The sequence below is a fragment of the Asinibacterium sp. OR53 genome (genome assembly GCF_000515315.1).
Classification (GTDB): domain Bacteria; phylum Bacteroidota; class Bacteroidia; order Chitinophagales; family Chitinophagaceae; genus Sediminibacterium.
In genome coordinates this window covers 3,520,001-3,543,105 of the sequence record NZ_KI911562.1, presented here as the reverse complement: position 1 = coordinate 3,543,105, position 23,105 = coordinate 3,520,001, and the positions used below count along the sequence as shown (strand labels likewise).

Annotated in this window: 17 protein-coding genes; 11 read left to right on the top strand and 6 right to left on the bottom strand. The window is 45.7% G+C overall.

Going from position 1 to position 23,105, the window contains the following annotated elements:
• Nucleotides 1-332 precede the first annotated feature (332 nt).
• Both SEDOR53_RS0115770 and SEDOR53_RS0115765 read left to right on the top strand, forming a co-directional pair.
• Nucleotides 333-932, top strand: coding sequence for a hypothetical protein (locus tag SEDOR53_RS0115770; protein WP_026770577.1), 600 nt, complete (start codon nt 333-335; stop codon nt 930-932).
• Nucleotides 933-1,064: 132 nt separating this feature from the next.
• Complete coding sequence (locus SEDOR53_RS0115765; RefSeq protein ID WP_026770576.1) at nt 1,065-1,475, top strand: hypothetical protein; 411 nt, start codon at nt 1,065-1,067, stop codon at nt 1,473-1,475.
• Nucleotides 1,476-1,697: 222 nt separating this feature from the next.
• On the opposite strand, the gene SEDOR53_RS0115760 is transcribed toward SEDOR53_RS0115765, so the two are convergent.
• Together SEDOR53_RS0115760 and SEDOR53_RS0115755 are read right to left on the bottom strand one after the other, a co-directional pair.
• Nucleotides 1,698-4,325 (bottom strand): gliding motility-associated C-terminal domain-containing protein, encoded by a 2,628-nt coding sequence (locus tag SEDOR53_RS0115760; protein ID WP_026770575.1) that lies wholly within the window; start codon nt 4,323-4,325, stop codon nt 1,698-1,700.
• On the bottom strand, nt 4,325-7,267 hold the full coding sequence (locus SEDOR53_RS0115755; protein WP_037361463.1) for an FAD-binding and (Fe-S)-binding domain-containing protein: 2,943 nt from the start codon (nt 7,265-7,267) through the stop codon (nt 4,325-4,327). Before SEDOR53_RS0115755 ends, SEDOR53_RS0115760 begins: the two co-directional genes overlap by 1 nt.
• An 820-nt stretch (nt 7,268-8,087) precedes the next feature.
• Here SEDOR53_RS0115755 and SEDOR53_RS0115750 point away from each other — a divergent pair.
• A complete protein-coding gene (locus SEDOR53_RS0115750) occupies nt 8,088-9,185 on the top strand; it encodes a VWA domain-containing protein (RefSeq protein WP_026770573.1) in 1,098 nt (365 codons plus the stop codon).
• A gap of 6 nt (nt 9,186-9,191) precedes the next feature.
• Nucleotides 9,192-10,742 carry a sigma 54-interacting transcriptional regulator gene (locus SEDOR53_RS0115745; RefSeq protein WP_026770572.1) on the top strand — a complete coding sequence of 517 codons (1,551 nt, stop codon included), beginning with the start codon at nt 9,192-9,194 and terminating at the stop codon, nt 10,740-10,742.
• Between the two features lie 14 nt (nt 10,743-10,756).
• Here SEDOR53_RS0115745 and SEDOR53_RS0115740 read toward each other — a convergent pair whose 3' ends face one another.
• The 3 genes from SEDOR53_RS0115740 to glmM form a co-directional block, all read right to left on the bottom strand.
• Nucleotides 10,757-11,320: a hypothetical protein gene (locus tag SEDOR53_RS0115740; RefSeq protein WP_157576857.1), complete on the bottom strand. Its 564-nt coding sequence runs from the start codon at nt 11,318-11,320 to the stop codon at nt 10,757-10,759.
• A 65-nt stretch (nt 11,321-11,385) separates the two neighbouring features.
• Nucleotides 11,386-12,513: a cysteine desulfurase family protein gene (locus SEDOR53_RS0115735; RefSeq protein ID WP_026770570.1), complete on the bottom strand. Its 1,128-nt coding sequence runs from the start codon at nt 12,511-12,513 to the stop codon at nt 11,386-11,388.
• Nucleotides 12,514-12,534: 21 nt separating this feature from the next.
• On the bottom strand, nt 12,535-13,914 hold the full coding sequence (gene glmM / locus SEDOR53_RS0115730) for a phosphoglucosamine mutase (protein WP_026770569.1): 1,380 nt from the start codon (nt 13,912-13,914) through the stop codon (nt 12,535-12,537).
• A gap of 84 nt (nt 13,915-13,998) precedes the next feature.
• Between glmM and SEDOR53_RS0115725 the strand changes: the two genes are divergently transcribed.
• Genes SEDOR53_RS0115725 through SEDOR53_RS0115710 form a run of 4 tightly spaced genes read left to right on the top strand, consistent with a single transcriptional unit; the run spans nt 13,999 to nt 18,343 of the window.
• Nucleotides 13,999-14,742, top strand: coding sequence for a bifunctional 2-polyprenyl-6-hydroxyphenol methylase/3-demethylubiquinol 3-O-methyltransferase UbiG (locus tag SEDOR53_RS0115725; RefSeq protein ID WP_026770568.1), 744 nt, complete (start codon nt 13,999-14,001; stop codon nt 14,740-14,742).
• Nucleotides 14,743-14,760: 18 nt separating this feature from the next.
• A complete protein-coding gene (locus tag SEDOR53_RS0115720) occupies nt 14,761-15,399 on the top strand; it encodes a phosphatase PAP2 family protein (RefSeq protein ID WP_051416698.1) in 639 nt (212 codons plus the stop codon).
• The gene (locus SEDOR53_RS0115715) at nt 15,396-17,051 is read left to right on the top strand and encodes a glycosyltransferase family 39 protein (RefSeq protein WP_026770566.1); all 1,656 of its coding nucleotides are present in this window, start codon (nt 15,396-15,398) and stop codon (nt 17,049-17,051) included. Before SEDOR53_RS0115720 ends, SEDOR53_RS0115715 begins: the two co-directional genes overlap by 4 nt.
• Nucleotides 17,048-18,343: a hemolysin family protein gene (locus SEDOR53_RS0115710; RefSeq protein ID WP_026770565.1), complete on the top strand. Its 1,296-nt coding sequence runs from the start codon at nt 17,048-17,050 to the stop codon at nt 18,341-18,343. Before SEDOR53_RS0115715 ends, SEDOR53_RS0115710 begins: the two co-directional genes overlap by 4 nt.
• A gap of 2 nt (nt 18,344-18,345) precedes the next feature.
• On the opposite strand, the gene SEDOR53_RS0115705 is transcribed toward SEDOR53_RS0115710, so the two are convergent.
• On the bottom strand, nt 18,346-18,834 hold the full coding sequence (locus SEDOR53_RS0115705; protein WP_026770564.1) for a DUF6702 family protein: 489 nt from the start codon (nt 18,832-18,834) through the stop codon (nt 18,346-18,348).
• A 53-nt stretch (nt 18,835-18,887) separates the two neighbouring features.
• Here SEDOR53_RS0115705 and SEDOR53_RS0115700 point away from each other — a divergent pair, with 53 nt between their 5' ends.
• The 3 genes from SEDOR53_RS0115700 (at nt 18,888) to SEDOR53_RS0115690 (ending at nt 22,787) form a co-directional block, all read left to right on the top strand.
• On the top strand, nt 18,888-19,469 hold the full coding sequence (locus SEDOR53_RS0115700; RefSeq protein WP_026770563.1) for a HupE/UreJ family protein: 582 nt from the start codon (nt 18,888-18,890) through the stop codon (nt 19,467-19,469).
• A 20-nt stretch (nt 19,470-19,489) separates the two neighbouring features.
• Nucleotides 19,490-21,871, top strand: a complete 2,382-nt coding sequence (locus SEDOR53_RS0115695; RefSeq protein WP_026770562.1) for a M1 family metallopeptidase — start codon at nt 19,490-19,492, stop codon at nt 21,869-21,871.
• A gap of 79 nt (nt 21,872-21,950) precedes the next feature.
• Nucleotides 21,951-22,787: an alpha/beta hydrolase family protein gene (locus SEDOR53_RS0115690; RefSeq protein WP_026770561.1), complete on the top strand. Its 837-nt coding sequence runs from the start codon at nt 21,951-21,953 to the stop codon at nt 22,785-22,787.
• Nucleotides 22,788-23,105 lie beyond the last annotated feature (318 nt).

The window sequence follows — 23,105 nt, the reverse complement described above, 5'->3', positions numbered from 1 at the left end:
TCAAGTCGCAGTAATATTTGATGGAATGCATTTAATACCGACAGACGGAAGTCAGGCGAAGGCCAGTAATTTCTTGAAAATGGGGCTATTCCTAGCACCAATATTTCTTTTGGTTGCTATACTAATAAAAAAGCCAGAGTTAGAACAAATGCAATACGATGAAAGTAAAATTAAAAAAGGGAACATACTCCTAATTCTCTATATCGTGCTGTCATTCACTTTGCTAGTTTTTTTAATTCTATTGAAAAAAGGAAAACTTTGATGCGTGAAAACTGTTCATAAATTTAGATAACTTTCGGTTCATATTTTGCTGATGACTTACAGGTAAAACAATGAATAAATACAAAATTGTCCCATTTTTTTTAATGACTTCGGTTTGTTTTTTTTCATGCACAGGATATGTCGATAAAACGCCATTACAGTATAGATACTACAATGGATTTAATTCAAGAATGGTAACTAGTAAAGACAAAGACGAAATTTTATCACGTCTTTATAATATGCTGTCCCTCGGAAAATCTCCCTTTGTGCCAATCAAGGCATTTAGCAAATCAAATACGGTTATCAGCATTGATTCGCTGATTTATAGCCCCGATAAAACAGGCATTGTAGCTTTGATAATTACTAAGACTTCAAGGAATTCCATAGAAAATGGCTCTCTTGTTAAAGTCGTTTATGACGGCAATTATTTATTTGTTAAGAAAGATTCTCTACTGCCGTATTATAAAATCTATGATTATAGCTCGATAAATTTCGTAAATTTTAGCAGTTACTTCGAACTGAAAGAAACCTTGCGAGAATATTGTTTTGGCCGTAGGGCTACAGAAGATCCTTATTCGAATAATGAGCCAAGATATAATATGGACGATATACGCTTTTGGAAAGGGGATCAATTCAGGAAAATTTACTCAGACACCTCTTATATAAAATAACGGTGACGTAATGACATTGCAATACTCAATTTCAAGCTTGTATGAACGATGAGGCAACAGATAGTATTACTAAATTCCTAAAAGGAAATGAATACATTTAACCTTAAAACGTTAATCTTCTAAAGTTAGTAAATGTTTGATCTATTCTATAAAATATGGATGGATTGCATACGAAGAGCAAAACAACAGTCTGCTAATAAAGAAAGCTGGCAGCTTGGTACAATGATCTTTATGACTTTGGCAATGTCAGCTAATTTTATTTTAGCTATGACAGTTTTAGAAAAGCTCGTTTTTAAAAAGTATTTTTATAAGATTGATTTGCCTTTTTTACCAACACGGATAAATAACTTGCTGGCTTACTTGTTATTATTTATTCTTCCTTGTATCATAGCCAATTATTTACTGATATTCCGAAAAAAGCGATATGAAAAACTTTTGCCAAGATATAAATATTATAACGGCAAGGTTTTTCTCACTTATTTTTTAATTTCTATGTTTCTACCAATTGTATTATTATGGGTTGGCATTATTTTTTTCAAATAGTTTTTTAAATCTATCGGCTGTATCGACCCCTTAATTGTCGAACCGATTTATAACCATGATCACACTGAATAAAATAAAAATCTATGAACGTTATAAAGCGGATGTAGATGCATTTGGTCGATTTGCTTTATAAATTTTCTTTCGATGACGTTATGAATATTGAATTAGAAGAAGCGATGAAATTATACGTTAATTAAAAGATAGATTCCATAAGGTAATTCACTATCTAAGGATGGTTACCGATCCGCTGATCACCTGCCTGCCGCTTTTCGGGTTGATGATATAATAATACGTGCCTACCGGCAGTGGTTTTCCGTTCATCGTGCCATCCCAGGGAGTCGCATATCCTGTAGAGCTGAAAACCACCTGCCCGTAACGGTTGAATACCTGTACCATTACCCCCGGATAGGTATCAAGGTACCTGATCTGCCAGGTATCATTGATGCCATCTCCATTGGGAGAAAAAGCATTGGGCACTTTAAGGTGTTTCAGCAACCTGATAAAAACCGTATCACTTACAGAACAGCCACCGGATCCCGTCAATTTCAGCGTATAGGTAATATTGCCTGTGGGCATCAATTGCGGACTTGCAACGGTATCACTGCTTAGATAAGTAGCCGGCGTCCATTGAAAGCGCAGCGATTGCCCATAATAGAACCTGGGTTTGAGCATGACCGTCTCGCCTTCCAGTACGCTGATCGATGGATCGAGTACCAGGTGGGGGTTGGGGAATACCATCACGTCCTTCGAAACAGTATCACTGGAACAACCCAGCGCATTGAAAAAATAATACCTGATCGCAAACCTGCCGGAATCCGTGAACCGTTTCCACGGGTTCTGCTCGGCAGCAACAGTTCCATTTGCAAGATCCCACACCCATTTTACTGCATGGCCTCCCGAACCATTCCCCTGGCCTTTGAATGCAATGGTACCATCCTGGCAAACCGTATCGGGTGTAGCGGTAAAACCGGCTTTGGGTTGCGGCCTCACGGCAACAGTAACAACTGTATCGGCTGGGTTGCCTCCCTTGTTCATGATACAGGCATTGGTATCGGTAACGCTTTTGATAACATACCTGGTGGTAACACCGGGAGTAACCGGGAAAGTATAAAGAGACGCCGTAATATGGGTAAGCGTATCTGTGCCGGTACCATCTGAATACAAAAGGCTCCAGGGCGGGCTGCCCGTTAGTTGCAGGGTTAGCATTTTACTGGCGCCATAACAAATCGTATCGCTTCCTTTTAATGTAACCGTAGGAACAGGGTGTACGGTTACCGTTATGCTGTCTGTAAAATTGCCGCAGGCTTGCTGACTGGCTGTTACATAATAGGTTCCGGAATTCACAGCAGTGGGGTTGCTGATCACCGGGTTGTATTGATTGCTGGTAAAATGATTGGGACCTCTCCACTGGTAAGTGGTATTGGATATGAGGGTGGATGACAGTTGGATATCGTTGCCCACGCATTGTGCACTGTTCACAACCGGCGATAAATTAATACTACCATAATTGGAAAAATAACCGAACACACTGCCCGAAGCACCATTCAGGAAGCCCAGGTGGAATAAGCCGGATGTGTTGGAAACCACGGTGGGTACACCGGGTGTAATCAGGTTATCGATATTGCCCAGGTTGGCCACGGATATTCTTGCAGCCATCCATTGACCATTGGTGCTGGGTACTGCATTAAAAAGGTTTGCAGTAATGATGCCTGCCTGGCCATTCAACAAAAAACTACCTGTCTCTGTATTCCTGCAAAGGATGTTCAGGTAAAAGGGTGTATTGGCAGACCGTACAAAAGTGACCAATTGTGAGCCCGTGCATTTGATGCTGGGCAGGTTGGCAGTAGCCATTTCACAGCCGGTTCCTGTTAACTGGTATAAATAAACCGGGTTGCTGGTAACAATATAAGCCGAGGGGTCCGTTAACAGCCCTTCGTAAATTTGTCCGCGATTGATGGTGGCGGCAATAGTGCCATTTATCGTAATCGTTGTGCCATCTGTAGTAGCCAGGATATAATAATAATCGCCCACAGTACCATCGACTGTCAACATACCCCGTACAATGATGAACTCCTTTCCATTACTGTTTTCCGGTATGAGCTGGTCTCCCACCAGGTCGCGACATCCTGTTAGCGGGCCAATGGAGTCATCATAAATAGTAACACATACAGGTTTGGTTGCTTTTACACTGCTTCCCGCAAGATGAAGACTACCTGCAATGCCCGCTGCCACTACCGCATAGGTTTGTCCCTTGTTTAAAACAATGGTAAACACCTGGCCCGGCGAGTGCCCTGCCATGTCCGGATTCGTTAATGAAATATCAACTGAAGTATTGTCTTCTGTTGCCACAATCACAAATCCGTTCCTGGGTTGCGGCGTATAGGAGCCATTGGGAAAACGAGTTTGTCCGGGTATCATGAATTGCAGCCCCTTACTGATCGCTCCTTTCAAAGAAAAGATCTCGGGATTATAGTACGTCGTTCCTCTTTTTCCCTCTACTTCATAATAGGCAGATATCTTAGCCGTAGCACTGATTCGGATGCCGTAGTTCAGCACGGTATTAGCGGGTTTGTTTTCAATGATCTCTAACTGACCGGTAAGGTCAACTGTTGTAGCGGCATAGGGGTTGAGGTGAATATGGTAGGGTTGAAAAGAAGGGTTGGCAGGTTGGCTAATGATGATATCCGCAGCTTGTGCATAGCTGGATAACCTTACAACGATGGGCGTATCGGAATGCCCGGGTGTAACGGCAGGCGCCGCAAACCAAAAAGAAGTGTCTGATTGTGCATGGCCACCAACAGAAATAAGAAGTAATAGGCATCCCCACAAAAAAGACTGTACTGCTTTCATTACTGGTTAGGTTGTTTTGTTTCGTTTTTCACCAGTGCATCATACAACACTTCAACCGGATGCAGTGCCTTTCGACCGGTACCATCCTTGATCTGGTGGCGGCAACTGGTGCCGGGTGCGGCAATGATGGTGTCTGCCGGCTGTTTGCGTACGGTTGGCAATAACACCAGTTCCCCTATCTGCATCGACAGGTTATAATGTTCTTTCTCATAGCCGAAAGAACCGGCCATGCCACAGCAACCGGAGGGTATGAGCTCCACCTGGTAGTTTTCGGGCAGGGACAATATTTTTACTGAGGGGGCTGTGGAAGAGATGGCTTTTTGCTGGCAATGTCCATGCAATTTGATCTGCTTCTTTTCGACGGTGAATTGTTCTTTTTTGATGCGGCCATTGGCTATTTCACCGGCGATGAATTCATCTACCATGAAAACGTTTTTAGCTAAATTCTTTGCTGCATCTAATTGTTCATCAGATGCCAGGTCGGGGTATTCATCCCTGAAAGTAAGGATGGCCGACGGTTCAATTCCTATTAAAGGAGTGGATTCGGTAATGAGGGGACTCAAAGCCGCAATATTCCTGTTGATGATCTTTTGTGCATTCCTGATCAGCCCTTTGGAAAGCCAGGTACGGCCGCTTTCTTCGTGTTGCGGGATGATCACTTCATAGCCTAATTTTTCCAGTAACAATATCGTGGTGATGCCAATATGCGCATCGTTGTAATTGGTGAATTCGTCACAAAACAAGTATACCCTTCTTTTGCCTTTCACTGTCAATGCTGCCTGGTGTTGTTTATACCAGCTTAATAAGGTCTTCTCCGATAATGCAGGCATGCTGCGTTTAACGGCAAACCCCGAGATCTTTTTGATCAGGGTACCTGTGATCCGGTTACCGATAATGAAATTATACACCGACGGCATCAGCGATCCTAATTTTGCAGAAGCGGAAAAATTAGCGATCAACTTCGACCGGAAGGGTACCCCATTGGCATCATAATACTGCTGCAGGAATTCAGCTTTTAATTTGGCCATGTCTACATTGGAAGGGCATTCAGATTTGCAGGCTTTACAACTCAAACACAGGTCCATTACATCGTAGATCTCCCGGTGGTTAAAGCGGTTTGGTTTTTCCGACCTGGTAAGGAATTCACGCAGGATATTGGCCCTTGCCCTGGTTGTGTCTTTTTCATCCCTTGTAGCCATAAAAGAAGGGCACATTGTTCCGCCCGATAGATGTGATTTGCGGCAATCGCCCGACCCATTGCATTGCTCTGCGTGTTGCAAAATATCCTGTTGATGGAAGCGGAAGATGGTGTTGAATGCAGGAGTAGATTGTCCCGGTGTGTACCGCAACATCGTATTCATGGGTGGTGTGTCAACAATTTTATTCGGGTTGAAGATATTGGCCGGGTCCCAGGTATATTTTATTTCCCTTAAAAGCTGGTAATTCTTTTCGCCCACCATCTGTTTGATGAATTCTCCGCGCAGCCTTCCATCACCATGTTCACCACTCAGTGAACCCTGGTATTTTTTTACCAGCGTAGCCACTTCTTCTGCAATGGTCCTGAACAGTTGGTTGCCTTCTGTTGTTTTCAGGTTGATAATAGGCCGGAGATGGATTTCGCCCGAGCCGGCATGTGCATAATGCACCGAATACAAACCATGCTTTTTCAATATCTCATTAAAATCGCGGATATAAGCAGGCAGGTCATCCACATCAACAGCCGTGTCTTCAATAACCGGAACGGCTTTATCATCGCCGGGTAAATTACCCAGGAGACCCAATCCTGCTTTCCGGAGTGTCCATATTTTCTTCGTGTCCTCTCCAAACAATACAGGGAAATGATAGCCCAGTCCTGCTGCCCGCATTTCGGCTTCTACAGCTTTTGTTATTTCCAGTATCTCTTCGCGCGTAGACCTGGTAAATTCAATAACCAGGATAGCGCCGGGGTCGCCCTGTACAAAAAAACGGTTTTTGCTTTGTTCAATATTGTCTTTGGTGCATTCCAGTATATAGTGATCGATCAATTCACTGGCGCTGGGCCGGTATTTGAGTCCAATGAGGTTGGCATGCAATGATTCATCTATCGAATTAAAATGAACACAGAGCAATCCTGTTTCCTTCGGGGGCAGCGGTACCACATTTAATTTTACTTCCGTAATAAATGCCAGTGTGCCTTCCGAACCGGCTATCAGTTTGCAGAAGTTGAAATCTTCTCCGCCTGCCGTGAAGGGGGCGGTCTCCACTAAAAGGTCAACGGCATAACCGGTATTCCTTCTTTCCACTGTTTTTCGGGGAAATTCTTTCCTGATTTCTGCCTGGTTGTCGTAGTTGCCTAAGAGGCTGCGTATTTTTTTATAGATCGCGCCTTCGAGATTATCCAATTCGCATTTTTCATGGAAAGCATCGATAGATAAGGCGTTGAATACGGCTTCTGAACCATCGCTCAACAAAGCCTTTACTTCTAATAGATGTTCTCTTGTACTCCTGTACACAACAGAATTAGAACCGCAGGAATTATTACCCACCATGCCACCGATCATAGCGCGGTTGGCGGTTGAGGTCTCCGGACCAAATAATAAACCATGAGGTTTCAGGAATAGGTTCAGCTCATCCCGAACTACGCCAGGTTGTACGCGTACCCAGTGTTGGGCGGTGTCCAATGCTATTATTTCGGTAAAATATTTCGACACGTCAACAATGATACCGTTGCCCACTACCTGTCCGGCTAAAGAAGTGCCGGCCGTTCTTGGGATAAGCGAAGTTTTTTCCCTGTTGGCAAAAGCGATCAGTTTCTTCAGGTCTTCTTTTGATTTGGGAACAGCAACCGCCAGTGGCATTTCCCGGTAGGCCGATGCGTCTGTTGCATACAGGGTACGCATGGTGGTATCGGTATATAGCATCCCTTCTAATTGCTCAGATAGTTCTTGCAGCTTCACATTCATTATAAGATCATTTATTCTTTTTGTTCTGTTACTCAAACAGCCTTTTCATTTTCGGCTTAAATTTAGACGTTTATCTCTGATTTTAAACTGCTTGCGATTTAGGGATACTTACATGTTACTATTCAAACTCATTGATGATGAATTTTGTTTAAATATTCGACATGAATAAATTCTGATGTCGAATCAGTGGCTACGCTTTCTTATTTAATGTCAAATCTTCCTTATTTCATTCCAATAACTTGCAAATCAATGCTTTAGCTGTTCTGTTGTGTTCAAATGGAGCATCCCACCACACTGTGGATGTGACACTCTATACTACAGCACGGCACGCACAGTGTGGTGGATGCGGTGCACTATGCTACAGCACGGCACGCACAGTGTGGTGGATTCGGTGCACTATGCTACAGCACGGCGCCCACAGTGTGGTGGATGTGGTGCACTATACTACAGCACGGCGCCCACAGTGTGGTGGATGTGGTGCACTATACTACAGCACGGCGCGCACAGTGTGGTGGATTCGGTGCTCTATACTACAGCACGGCGCGCACAGTGTGGAGGATGCGGTGCTCTATACTACAGCACGGCGCGCACAGTGTGGTGGATTCGGTGCACTATGTTACAGTACGGCGTCCACAGTGTGGTGGATTCGGTGCACTATGCTACAGTACGGCATCCACAGTGCTGAGATATTGACGAATAAGTTAATTCCGTTGTCTCGTCAAGAGTGGATGATCATGTGAGATACATCGTAGTGAACAGTAATCCATAAAACTGCTGCTGATTCTTAGGTTAACTCCAATTTTCGTAAATTGCAGTAGATATGAAAGGCCATCGTTTTATAAAATTCGATCCTACAGAGAGGAGTTTGGATAAGTTTGAACAATTGCTGAATATTTTCATGCAGCTGCTCACCTATACCAATGGAGATGCTTCAGAAGCCCTGCAATGGCTCAATGAGCTCGACAGGCAATACCAACTCACCAACCCCGATTATGGTTTGGGCGATTTCATCGATGAACTGAAAGAAAACGGGTACTTGCAAGAGAACCAACAAGATGGGAGCCTCAACATCACTAAAAAATCGGAGCAAACCATCCGCAAACGGAGCCTCGAAGAGATATTCGGTAAGCTGAAGAAAACCAAACAGGGCAATCACCAGACTTTCAAACCCGGGCAGGGCGATGAAAGCAACTCCGATACCCGCCCCTTCCAGTTTGGCGATATGCCCGAACAGATTGATTTCACCGAGAGCATCCGCAACGCACAGATCAACCATGGCGTCAGCAGCTTCAACATGCAGGAAGACGACCTGGTGATCAGGGAAAGTGATTTTAAAACGCAAACTTCTACCGTGCTGATGATCGATATCTCTCACTCGATGATCCTCTATGGAGAAGATCGCATTACCCCGGCTAAAAAAGTAGCCATGGCATTGAGTGAACTGATCACTACAAAATACCCGAAAGATACCTTGGATATTGTGGTGTTCGGTAATGATGCATGGAGCATAGAAATCAAAGACCTGCCTTACTTGCAAGTGGGGCCTTATCATACTAACACGGTAGCCGGACTGGAACTGGCCATGGATATCCTGCGCAGGCGCAAGAACCCGAACAAGCAGATATTCATGATCACCGATGGTAAGCCTACCTGCTTGAAAATTGGTAAACGTTATTATAAAAATAGTTTTGGCCTCGACAGGAAAGTGGTGAACCGCTGCATCAACCTGGCGGCCCAGTGCAAGAAACTCAAAATACCCATCACCACTTTTATGATCGCATCGGACCCTTACCTGCAAAATTTTGTGCAGGAGTTTACAGAGATGAACAATGGTAAAGCATTCTTTGCATCGCTCGACAACCTGGGGGCTTTTATATTCAGGGATTTTGAAAGTGGAAAAAGAAAAACAGTGTATTAAACGATCATGAACATTCAACATATCAAAACCCTGGGCGAATTAAAAAAGTCAGGGTACCAGCCAAGATCAATCAAAGAAGAAGTACGCAGCAACCTGATAGAAAAGATCAGGAACAAAGAAAACCCTTTCACAGGTATTATGGGATATGAAGATACTGTGATACCCGACACAGAAAGGGCGCTGTTGAGCAAACACAATATCCTTTTCCTGGGTCTCAGGGGACAGGCCAAGACCCGTATGGCCCGGCAGATGGTGGATCTTTTAGACGAATACATCCCGGTAATCGCAGGCACTGAAGTGAATGATGACCCGCTGAACCCCTTGAGCAAATTTGGAAGGGATATGGTGGCCGAGCATGGCGATGAAACCCCTGTGCAATGGTTGCACAGGAGCGATCGCTACGGAGAAAAGCTGGCTACACCCGATGTAAGCGTGGCCGACCTGATCGGCGATATCGACCCGATCAAAGCCGCCAACCTCAAGTTGAGCTTTGCAGATGAAAAAGTGATCCATTACGGCATCATCCCCCGCAGCAACCGCGGCATTTTTGTGATCAACGAATTGCCCGACCTACAGGCGCGCATACAAGTATCGCTGTTCAATATTTTGCAGGAAGGCGATATACAAATACGCGGCTTCAAACTGCGCATGCCCCTGGATATTTTATTTGTGTTCACCGCCAACCCCGAAGATTATACCAACAGGGGAAGCATTGTAACGCCGCTGAAAGACCGGATAGAAAGCCAGATACTCACGCATTATCCCAAAGACATAGAAACGGCGCTGATGATTACCGAACAGGAAGCGGATGTGCCAAAAGCCCAACAAGAGATTGTACGTGTGAGCGAGCTTGTAAAGAGGCTCATCGAACAAGTGGCATTTGAAGCAAGGGTGAATGAATATGTTGACAAGAAAAGCGGTGTGAGCGCCCGTCTCAGCATCGCTGCTTATGAAAATGCGATCAGCAGTGCAGAAAGAAGATCCATCTTGTTCCGCGAAAAACAAACGCAGGTATGGATCAGCGATTTAACAGGGATCATTCCCGCTATCACCGGTAAAATAGAATTGGTGTACGAAGGCGAACAGGAGGGCCCTTACCAGGTAGCCCTGAACCTGCTCGATAAATCGATCCGTACCGTTTTCTCACAATATTTTCCCAATCCCGATCAACTCAAGAAAAAAAGGAATACCGGCAAACGTTCAATAGAAGAAAAAGAACCGGAGAACCCGTACAGAGCCATCACCCGCTGGTTCGATGCAGGCAATCACCTCGACCTGCTGCTCGATATGAAAGACGAAGACCGTGTGGCTAAACTTTACCAGGTAAGCGGATTACACGCAGTGGTTAAAAAATATTATCCGCAAGCCAACGAGCAGGAAACGACTTTGCTGATGGAATTGCTGCTGCATGGTCTCGCCGCTTATTCCATGCTCAGCAAAAAAATGATTGGCGCAAGAATTGAATTCAAAGACCTGATGGGCAGCATGATGAACCTGAACCAGCTGGAACTCGGCGAAGAAACCGATGAACCGGATGGAGATGATTACCAGTCATAGTAAGTTGCCCACGATCAGATCCTGATACCGAATGATACGCCGCCGTATAGGAATACAGAAGAGTTGGGTGTTTTCACGGGACTTAAAAATATGCGGGAAGTGAAACCTCTTTTGAGTGGCTGGTACCTGTATCCCAACGTGGCATGCCAGATCATATCATCCGGACGATCAGGTGCAGTTGCAGGTGTTGACTCATCTTTCTCTGTAACAGCCGGGTTGGAAGACATGTTACCCACGAAAGTCATACCGGCGCCCAGTTCAAAATAATTTCCTTCTTTACCCATGAGGTAATTCAGCTCCAACGGAAAAGTAAGGTGTGGCTTGGTTTCAGTAAGTATATCAGATACAGGTTTCGACAGCAGGATAGTGCCCAGTCCGGCTCTGAAACCGAAACCTTTTTCGCCAGTGAAACGCCGGTCGTAATTGATGGAAATAATTCCTCCGGGACCACCCACATCGCCATAGATATTCAACGCAGGCCCTGCAACGGGAAGTGATGACTGTTTGATTTGTGCACCGGCAGTATGGTAAAGCATGAGTAAGCAGCATGCCCATAAAAGGTTTAGCCTTGTTCTCATAGTACTTGTTTCTGTATCTATGATACGGGCCTAAAAGCGTGTGTTGCCTGTAAAGAAAAATCTTGTCAGATCATGTCCTTCAGTTTCTCTACCACCGCATCGATCTCGGCCTTTGTATTGTTTTTGCAGAAAGAGAAGCGAACGGTAACCTGGTTGGGGTTGTGGTTGATGGCGCGGATCACATGCGAGCCCTGGTCGGCCCCGCTGGTACAGGCGCTGCCGCCGCTGGCGCATATATTGTTGATGTCGAGGTTGAACAGGATCATCTCGCTTTTTTCTGTCTTGGGAAAGCTTACACTCAATACAGTATACAGGCTTCGTCCTAATGGATCGCCGTTGAAAGAAATACCCTTGATGTGTTTTTTCAACTGTTCCATCAGGTATACTTTCAATCCTTTGATATAGCTGCTGTCTTGTTCATGATGCACGGTAGCCAGTTCCAACGCTTTGGCAAAACCAACGATGCCGTATAAATTTTCAGTACCGGCACGCATATTCCTTTCCTGACTGCCACCATGTACAAAGGGCTTGATCTTTACATTCTCATTAATATACAGCAGCCCTACGCCTTTGGGGCCGTGGAACTTATGACCGGCGCCGGTAATAAAATGCACCGGTGTATTGCGCAGGTCGAAGGGGAAATGCCCAACGGTTTGCACAGTATCGCTGTGAAAAATGGCTCCGTATAATTTACATAATTCTCCTACAGCATGGATGTCGAGCATATTGCCAATCTCGTTGTTCGCATGCATCAGCGTAACCAGGCATTTCTCTTCGCTTTCGGCCAGGATGCGCTCCAGGTCTTCCATGTCTATATGTCCGTTCGGTAACAGTTTTACATAGCTCAACGCTGCTTCGCCATTATGGTACAAATATTCCACCGTATGGGTGGTGGCATGGTGTTCAATAACGGAAGAGATAATATGCTTGCAGCCCAGGTCGCGCACGGCGGCTGTAATGGCCGTATTGCTGCTCTCGGTACCGCCGCTGGTAAAGAATATTTCTGCAGGATGTGCATTCAGCGTCTTGGCCACCGATTTGCGGGCATTCTCCACTGCCAGCCGGCTTTCACGCCCATAGCTGTAAATAGAGGAGGGGTTGCCGAAATGGGTGGTCAGGTAAGGCATCATGGCCTCCAGCACCTGCGGGTCTAATGCAGTAGTGGCTGCATTGTCGAAATAAATTCTTTCCATAGCACTGCAAAAGTAACGATACTACATCACTTCTTTGATGTCTTTCATCAGCTTGGCCGCCACATTGGCTGCTGTAGTCTCGAAGTTGCTCTCTGCATAGATGCGGATAATGGGCTCCGTATTGCTGGAACGCAGGTGCACCCAGTCGTTCTCGAACTCGATCTTGAGACCGTCTTCCGTGTTGATGGGATGCGATTTGTATTTCTTCTTGATATGATCGAATATCTTTTTCAGGTCGAACCCGTCGTGCAATTCGATCTTGTTCTTGCTCATGAAATAATTGGGATAGGTATTGCGCAACTGCTTGGCCGACTTTTTTTCCTTGGCCAGGTGGGTGAGAAACAGTGCAATGCCAATCAGTGCATCCCTTCCGTAATGGAGGTCGGGAACAATAATGCCGCCATTGCCTTCACCGCCGATCACGGCATGAACGGCTTTCATCTTGTTCACCACATTTACTTCACCTACAGCGCTGGGCGTATATGTGCCGCCATGTTTGATCGTCACATCTTTCAGGGCGCGGGTAGAAGACATATTGCTCACGGTATTACCTTTCCGCTGCGACAATACATAATCGGCCACGGCCACCAGGGTATATTCTTCGCCAAAAAGACTGCCGTCTTCACAAACAAAGCAAAGCCTGTCCACATCCGGATCTACCGCAATGCCAAGGTCGGCTTCCTGCTTGTTCACTTCATTGCATAATTCAGCCAGGTGTTCAGGCAAAGGTTCCGGGTTATGGGCGAACTTACCGTTCACTTCTCCGTTTAAAACAGTGATGTCCTTCACACCCAATGCTTTGAGCAGTTCCGGAACGGCAAAAGCGCCGCTGCTGTTGATGGCATCCAGCACTATCTTGAACTTTGCTTTTTTGATGGCTGCTGCATCTACCAGCGGGTAGTTCACAACGGCATCGATGTGTTGTTGTAAAGCAGTGTGATTAACCGTGTAGCTGCCCAGTTTATCAACAGATGCAAACGTATAGTTGTCTTTCGAAGCAATATCCAGCAGTTTGGCTCCGTCTTCACCGCTGATAAATTCTCCTTTCTCGTTCAGCAATTTTAATGCATTCCATTCTTTGGGATTATGGCTGGCTGTTAAGATAATGCCGCCCGCCGCTTTTTCAAATACCACCGCCATTTCAACAGTAGGTGTGGTGCTCAGTCCAAGGTCCACCACATCAATACCCAATGCATTCAGCGTACTGATGACGAGGCGTTGCACCATTTCACCACTGATCCTTCCATCGCGTCCTAACACCACCTTCCTGTTTTTAGCATGTTGCATCAGCCAGGTGCCATAGGCAGCGGTGAAACGAACAACATCCAATGGACTCAGGGTATCGCCAGGTTTGCCTCCAATCGTTCCGCGGATACCGGAAATACTTTTGATCAATGCCATGTAGGTGGGTTTAGATGGACTGCAAACATAATTGAAAATTTTTGTTTGTCCTGCAGCTGTAATTTTGCGGCATAAAGGACGAACATGCCGGATAAATCGTGGTATAAAGATTGGTTCAATTCGCATTATTATCATTTGTTGTACCAGCACAGGGATGAGGAAGAAGCCATGGCATTCATCAAAACCCTGATCGCTTACCTGAAACCTCCCTGCGGTTGCAGGATGCTGGACGTGGCCTGCGGAAAAGGCAGGCACAGCAAGGCATTGGCCGATATGGGTTTTGATGTTACCGGCATCGATCTTTCGGAAGCTTCCATCGCGGAAGCCAAAGCAGGTGAAGATGAGCACCTGCATTTTTACCAGCACGATATGCGCCTGCCGTTCTGGGTGAATTATTTCGATTATGCATTCAATTTTTTTACCAGCTTTGGTTATTTCAGAACCCGGCGCGAACACGATAATGCCATCCGCACCATTGCGCAAAGCCTGCAACACCAGGGATTGTTTGTGATCGATTACCTGAACGTGCATTATGTGGAAGAAAGGCTGCAGCAATCTTTCATTACCACTATCGAAGATGTGGCATTTCATATCACCAAATGGCAAGATGAAGAACATTTCTTCAAGCAGATACAGATCACCGACGATTCCAATAAAACACCCAAACACCTCTACACCGAAAGGGTAGCCAAGTTTTCACTGGGCGATTTTACTGATATGCTTTCTTACCAGAACATGCAGGTGCAGGAAGTATTCGGCGATTACCAGTTGGGGCATTATGACGTGCATACTTCGCCCAGAATGATCATCTTGGCGAAGAAGAAATAGCCCTAACTTTACATTACTATGTCGCACGACCTACTGTTGCTCAGTACTTTTCAAAAGATATGGCAGCAACTTAATCAATGGGATACTGAGCTGTTCCTTCAGATCAATACCCGCTGGACCAATGGTTTCCTGGACAGCGTCTTCCCCTGGTGGCGTGACGCCAATACCTGGATACCCCTGTATCTTTTTCTCATCGTGTTCGCGCTGATGAATTTCAAACAAAAAGCACTTCCCTGGATACTTTTTGCGGTGATCACCGTGGTGCTGACAGACCAGGTAAGCAGTACACTGCTTAAAAACTGGGTAGCAAGACCCAGGCCTTGCCAGGAAGGTGCCCTACTGGGACAAATGCGTTTATTACTGAGCGGCTGCTCCGGCGGATACAGCTTTACTTCTTCACATGCCACCAACCATTTTGGCTTTGCGATGTATGTGTACATGACCTTGTTCCCCATTTTGAAAAAATGGGGCAAAGTATTTTTCATCTGGGCGGCTACTATTAGTTACGGACAGGTGTATGTAGGGGTTCATTACCCGATAGATATTTTATGCGGAGGACTGCTTGGCTGTGTCCTTGGTTATGTTACCGCCAGGTTTTTCAATAAACAGATAGGTCTTCCTTCTTTCGATGAAAACCAACCCACCGCTGCGATATGATCACCAATCGAACCGTATTTGTTGTGCTGGCTTCCTGCTTGCTGGTATACCTCTTAGGTATGTTCCGCATACCATTGATGGATATCGATGCGGCACAATATGCTTCCATCAGCAGGGAAATGCTCGCAAACAAAAGCTACCTGCAGGTGTACGACCTGGGCAAAGATTACCTCGACAAGCCGCCCATGTTGTTCTGGCTCTCGGCATTGAGCATGAAAATATTTGGCGTGCACGACTGGGCTTACCGGATTCCTTCTTTTTTATTTGCGCTGCTGGCAGTATATGCTACTTACCGGCTGGCATTGCTGTTCTATAACCAAACCATCGCCCGCCTCGCTGCAATGGTACTGGCCACTTCACAGGCCATGTTCCTCATCATGCACGATGTACGTTGCGATACCATGTTGATGGGCTGGGTAGCGCTCAGCCTCTGGCAACTGGCCGAATGGTACCAGAAACCCGCATGGAAAAACTTATTGCTGGCATTTGCAGCCATCGCAGGTGGTATGATGACGAAAGGACCCATTGCATTGATGGTGCCGGTTTTTGCGTTTGGTCCGCACATCGTGTTGCGCCGCGAATGGAAGCAATGCTTCCGCTGGGAATACCTGGTAGGATTGTTACTGGTGGCTTTGCTGCTCATACCTATGAGCATTGGCTTGTACCAGCAATACGACCTGCATCCGGGCAAGCTTATCAATGGCATACCCATTCACTCCGGTTTGCGTTTCTATTACTGGACACAAAGTTTTGGCCGTTACACAGGAGAGAACTATTACCATGAGATGAGCCATTTCACCTTCCTGCTCGAAAACATGTTCTGGACCTTCCTGCCCTGGATACTTTGTTTTTTACCGGCTTTGTTTTTTGCAGTGAAAGATATTGTGGTGAAGAAATTCAAACTGGATGCCGGTGAAGAATGGATCAGTACCGGCGGTTTCATTGTTACCTATTGCATACTCGCCCGAAGCCAGGCGCAACTGCCACATTATATTTTTGTTGTGTTTCCGCTGGTGGCCATCATCACCGCTAAATTTTTGCACCGGCTTTTTTATACGGATGAACTGAAGGCATGGCGAAAACCAATATTGATTATACACGCAGTGATCTTCCTGATTTTATGGATGGCTGTGGTAGCGCTGATGAAATTTCCTTTTCCATCCATATCTTGGTTGATACTGGTAATGGCCATTCTTGGTCTTTGTCAGTGTGTGCGGCTGATTGTTTCAAGGAATACAACGATGCATCCCTTTCTCCGCGCGGCTTTCTTTACGGTGATCGGTGTTAACTTTTTTCTCAACCTGGCTTTCTATCCGCACCTGCTGGAGTACCAACTGGGCAATAAAGTGGCGGATGTGATCCATGAAAAAAAGCTGGATAAATCGCGGATGGTACAATACAATATCGACCTGAGCCGCGCACTGGCTTTTTATGCGCAGCAGATTATTCCTTTTAAAGAACAGGGCGCATTGAAAAAAGATGATATTGTGATCACGCGTGCAGAAAGTATCCCGGCACTGAAGCAACAGTTTCCCGATATGCAAACTATATTTGAAGGAACATACTATGGTGTATCCATGCTCAGCCTTCCCTTCCTTAACCCGGCAACCAGGGAAAAAGAAGTGACCAAATATGCCATCATACAACTATGACAGAAGTATTCATCATATTGGGATTGATATTTATCAACGGACTTTTCTCCATGGCCGAAATAGCACTGGTATCTGCACGAAAAGCCAGGCTCGAATCGCAGGCGGCCAAAGGCGATACAGATGCTAAACGCGCACTGGAAATGTCAGGCCACCCCGACAGGTTTCTTTCAACAGTTCAGATTGGCATTACAGTGATCAGTGTGCTTACCGGTATCTATTCCGGTGATAATTTTAAGAAACCCTTGGAAAGCTGGTTACAGCAGTTTGATTTCATTAACCCTTATGGTAATACCGTAGCTACCATTTTGATTGTGGTAGTCATCACTTATTTCACGCTGGTGTTGGGCGAACTGGTGCCCAAACGGATCGGGCTAAGCAGCCCGGAAAAGATTGCTAAAATGGTGGCCAGCCCCATGCGCCTGGTATACTGGCTCACATTTCCCTTCATCTGGTTGCTGAATAAGTCGTCATTTCTCATTATTCGCCTGTTGAAAGTTAAAGAAGATGATTCGCAGGTAACGGAAGAAGAGATAAAAGCTATTATCAATGAAGGCACCGAGCAGGGCACTATTGAAGAAGCGGAACAGGAGATCATAGAACGGGTATTCCATCTGAGCGACCGCAACCTTACTTCACTCATGACGCACAGAAGCGATATTGTATGGCTTGATACAAAGACCACTGTTGGTGAAATTCGCAAAGAACTGGCGGACAGGACGCACTCAGTATACCCGGTATGCGAAGGGAATATCGATCATATAACAGGAGTGGTTACCATCAAAGAATTATTCTCAGCCGATGCGGGCACAAGGGTAGATGCATTGATGAAAGAAGCCATGTATGTTCCGGAAAGCAATACGGCGTACCAGGTGCTGGAAAAATTCAAACAAACCAAAATGCACCATTGCTTTATTGTGAATGAATATGGTTCGGTGGAAGGGCTCATTACGTTGAACGATATACTGGAAGCGATTGTAGGCGATATACCGCAAGCTGAAGATGAAAACTATGAGATCATTCAACGTGCCGATGGCTCTTTCCTGGTAGACGCACAAATACCTTTTTATGATTTCTTAGCCAGGTTCGACAAAGAAGAATGGATGATGGAAGGAGACCAGGGATTTGATACCCTGGCAGGGTTCATCATTCATAAACTCGAAAAAATACCCGTCACCGGCGATACATTGGAATGGAAGATATTTCGTTTCGAGATCGTAGACATGGATCATCACCGCATTGATAAAGTATTGGTGACGATGGTGGAAGGAGAGATGGATCTGGATAATTTCTGAATTTAGAAATCGAAACTGGTGGTAGTTGCAGGATTATCGAGCTTGTAGCTTTTTTCTGTTTTGTTGCTTCTCACGTGAAAGATATTCATCTGGCCCGACTCGAAATCGTAGAGCAGGCTGCAATTGACTTCTACTTTTTTAAAAGGCGCTACTTTTTGTACTTCAAAATAGCTCCACACACTTTCGCGCTGTATTTCATACCCCAGGTAGTGCAACACTACAGACTGGTTATTGATTTTTAATGTCAATTTTTGATTGACATACGCCGCCAACTGCTTTTCTACAAAAGCTTTATCTGCCGGGTGGGTAAGATCGATCTTGCTTTTGGAAAAATGTTCCAGCGTTTTCTCGAGGTCATCGGTGAAGATGCGCACGCTGATCTCTGCCGTAGCCGCTTTGGCATTGTGGTTGATATCGATCATCGACACGAAAAGGGGATGAAGCACCGCCAGCAGAATCGTTGCCATCCATTGAACCAGTATATTTGCCATTCAACATTATTTTTTTATCCAAACCCAGTCCATCACTAATTTAATCGCTGCACATGAACGAGTTCGGATTATATTTTAAGATCGGTTATCAGCACATCGCAGACCTCAAAGGGCTCGATCACATCCTGTTTATCATGGCGCTTTGCCTGCGGTATCAATTTGCCGACTGGACAAAGATACTGATACTGGTAACAGCCTTCACCATTGGTCATTCCATTACCCTGGCCCTGAGCGTGCTGGATGTGGTGCGTTATTCGGCGCACTGGATAGAATTCCTCATCCCCTGCACCATTGTTATTACAGCTATCAGTAATTTGTTTGTGAAGAAATTCAGCTTCAGATCAAGATTTCCTATCATATACTTTTTTGCGTTATTCTTTGGCCTGATCCACGGACTGGGCTTCAGCAATTACCTGAAAAGCTTGCTGGGCAAGGATCACAGCGTGGTGCTGCAACTGCTGGCCTTTAATGTAGGACTGGAAGTGGGGCAGTTGGTCATTGTGATCGCAGTGTTATTGATTTCATTTATTTTCGTAACCATTTTCCGTTTCAGCAGGCGCGAATATCTTTTGTACATATCGGGAGGCATTTTTGCATTAGCCCTGCAAATGGCATTACAGAGAGTACCTTTTTGAACAACTAATAAGCTATAGTAATGAGAAAGATTACATCGATGATGATTTTGGCTTGTGCCGGTCTCACGCTGCACGCGCAAAACATCATGAACAATCCCGGCTCCAATCACGGTAATAAGTTCGAGCAGTTGGGAACCATTCTTCCTACGGCCAACGAATACCGCACGGCGAGCGGAGCGCCTGGTCCCAAGTACTGGCAGCAACGGGCCGACTACAACATCAAATGCGAACTGGATGAAGCCAATCTCACCCTGAAGGGAGTAGAGACCATCACATACTACAATAATTCACCCGATGTGCTCACGTATCTCTGGTTTCAACTCGATGAAAACGAGCACAGCAGCATTGATAATGCCAACTACCAGGAGTCCAGCACGCTGGGCAAGCAGGTGTCGCTGACGATGGTAGACAAACTGCTGGAGAACAAGACAGACAACGGAAACGGAGATAAGATTACCAAACTCACCGATGCAAACGGTAAGGCATTGAAATATACCATCAATAAAACCATGATGCGTGTAGACCTGCCTGCGCCACTCAAACCAGGACAGCAGTTTGTACTCAACATCGACTGGCATTATAAAATAACCGACCGCATGACTGTTGGCGGAAGGGGCGGTTATGAATATTTCCCCGAAGACGGTAATTATCTCTTCACCATGAGCCAATGGTATCCCCGCCTTTGTGTGTACAGTGATTTCCAGGGATGGCAGAACCACCAGTTTACCGGCCGCGGAGAATTCGCGCTCACATTTGGTAATTTCAGCGTGCAAATGACCGTACCTGCAGATCACGTGGTGATGGCAACCGGACAATGCCAGAACTATGCACAAGTATTATCGTCCGCACAGCTGAGCAGGTGGAACCAGGCGCAGAACGCCAAAGAACCGGTAGAAGTGGTAACACTGGATGAAGCGAAAAAAGCAGAGCAACAAAAGAGCACGCAGAAGAAGACCTGGACATTCAAAGCAGAAAACGTGCGTGATTTTGCCTGGGGCTCCAGCCGCAAATTTATTTGGGATGCGATGCCTGCTTATGTAGAAGGAAAGAAAGTGATGTGTATGAGTGCCTATGGCAAGGAAGCGTACGGACTGTACCGCAAATTCTCTTCCAAAACGGTAGCACATACCATCAAATCTTATTCTAAATTTTCTATTCCCTATCCTTACCCTGTGGCACAGAGTATAGAAGCGGCCAACGGCATGGAATATCCCATGATCTGCTTCAACTACGGACGTACCGATAAAGATGGTACTTACACCGAGTCTGCCAAGAATGGTATGCTGGGTGTGATCATCCACGAAGTGGGACATAATTTCTTCCCCATGATCGTGAACAGCGATGAACGCCAGTGGACCTGGATGGATGAAGGATTGAACAGTTTTGTAGAATACCTGACAGAAGAATTGTACGACAATAAATTCCCTTCACGCAAAGGTGCAGCCTGGACCATTGTGGATTACATGAAACTGCCTAAAGGCCAGCTGGAACCCATCATGACCAACAGTGAGAACATTGTGCGGTTCGGTCCCAATGCCTATACCAAGCCCGCCACCGGCCTGAACATCCTCCGCGAAACCATCATGGGCCGCGAATTGTTCGACTATGCATTTAAGGAATATGCAAGGCGCTGGGCTTTCAAACATCCCACCCCGGCCGATCTGTTCCGTACCATGGAAGATGCGAGCGGTGAAGACCTCGATTGGTTTTGGAGAGGATGGTTCTATGGTATTGAACCTTGCGATATTGCCATAGACAGCGTAAAGCATGCAGTGTACGATCCCAACGGCGCGTATGCAGCAGGCAATGACAACAGGATGGGAATGCAGCGCGGCAATGGTATTGATAAGCCTGCTGTGAATGCGTTTGAAGATATCTCCAAGATACGCAACAGGGAGAATAAGAATATTATTTTCCTGACAGATGCAGATACAACACTGCGCGATTTTTACTGGCGCTACGATCGTGGTATTGAGCCCTACGACTCTACTTTTAAAGTACCGGCACAACAGCCCGCAGCGGCGGAATCCCTGACCGATGCAGAAAAAGCAAAATACCAGGGTATTCATTTGTATGAAGTATCTTTCTCCAACAAAGGCGGACTGGTGATGCCCATTATTGTGGAGTTTACTTTTGAAGACGGAACGAAAGAAACAGAGAAGATACCTGCACAGATCTGGCGCAAGAATGAAAACAATGTGAGCAAAGTATTCCTCACCAAAAAGAAAGCCGTTCATATCCAGCTGGATCCTATGAAAGAAACAGCAGATATCGATGAGAGCAACAACAGCTGGCCTGCTAACGAAGAACCCAGCAAGTTCTCGCTCTTTAAGATGAAGGCGGCTATGCGCGGGCAATCACAAGGACAGAATCCTATGCAGCATGCTGCACAGAAGAAATAATGCTTAACCTGATGGATAGAAAACCACCCGCGTGTAAAGCAAGGGTGGTTTTTTATTTCGTCAACTTAATGGAAATACAATGAAAAGAACAGCCATGTTTTTGATGGGCATATTGTTTGCCCTGGCTGCCGGGGCAGCCGTGACCGATACGATAAAAGTGTACAGTAACAGTATGCACAAGGATATTAAAGTCGTGATCGTCAGGCCCGCTGCGTATGACCAGGATGCCCAAAAGCATTTCCCGGTAGTGTATTTATTGCACGGGTACAGCGGTAATTACGCTTCCTGGCTGAAAGACGCCCCGCAGTTGCCCGCAAAGGCCGATGAGTTGAATATGATATTGGTTTGTCCGGATGGAGGTTATAACAGTTGGTATTTTGATAGCCCGGTTGATAGCACTGTGCGTTATGAAACCTTTGTTACCAGTGAACTGATGACTTATATCGACGGCAACTACCGCACAGTGGCTGACCGCCGTTGTCGCGCTATTGCGGGACTGAGCATGGGTGGACACGGCGCGTTTTACCTGGGCATGCGGCACAAAGACTTGTTTGGTGCTGCGGGCAGTATGGCCGGGGGAGTAGACATCAGGCCTTTTCCCCGCAATTGGGATATGGTGCGGGTGTTGGGCGATACTTTGTTACACAAGGATAACTGGGAGCGCAATACGGTGATCAATATAGCAGGTGGATTGAAGAATGGAGAGTTGAAGCTGGTGATGGCTTGCGGTGTAGGGGATTTCTTCTTACAGGTGAACCGTGATCTGCACCGGAAGCTGCTGGAGATGAAGATAGACCATGATTACACGGAAAGACCGGGTGCACATAACAAGGATTTCTGGGGCAATAGTGTTGATTACCAATTGCTGTTTTTCAAAAAATATTTTGAAAACTTTCAAGAAAAGATTGGTGGGTAATTATCCGCTCCCTATCTTCGCCGCCCGTTCGATAAAAAACGGTATAGTTCATTGAGAATCAGTTAGAGTTGCAGAAAAAAAGAAAACAAATTTGAATAAAATTTGGAAGTGCAATTAAACTGTATATCTTTGCAACCCGTTTGTAAAAAAAGCGGGATAGTTCTTGGAGGTGGGGGTAGGAAAAAAGGCAGGAAAAAGTGTGAGATAGATTTGGAGGGAATGGTGAGAATAGCTACTTTTGCACCCCGGTTAAAAACGACGTAAAGCCCTTCGGGGTTTAAGTATACGGAAGGTCTTTGAAAATTTGGAAACAACAGC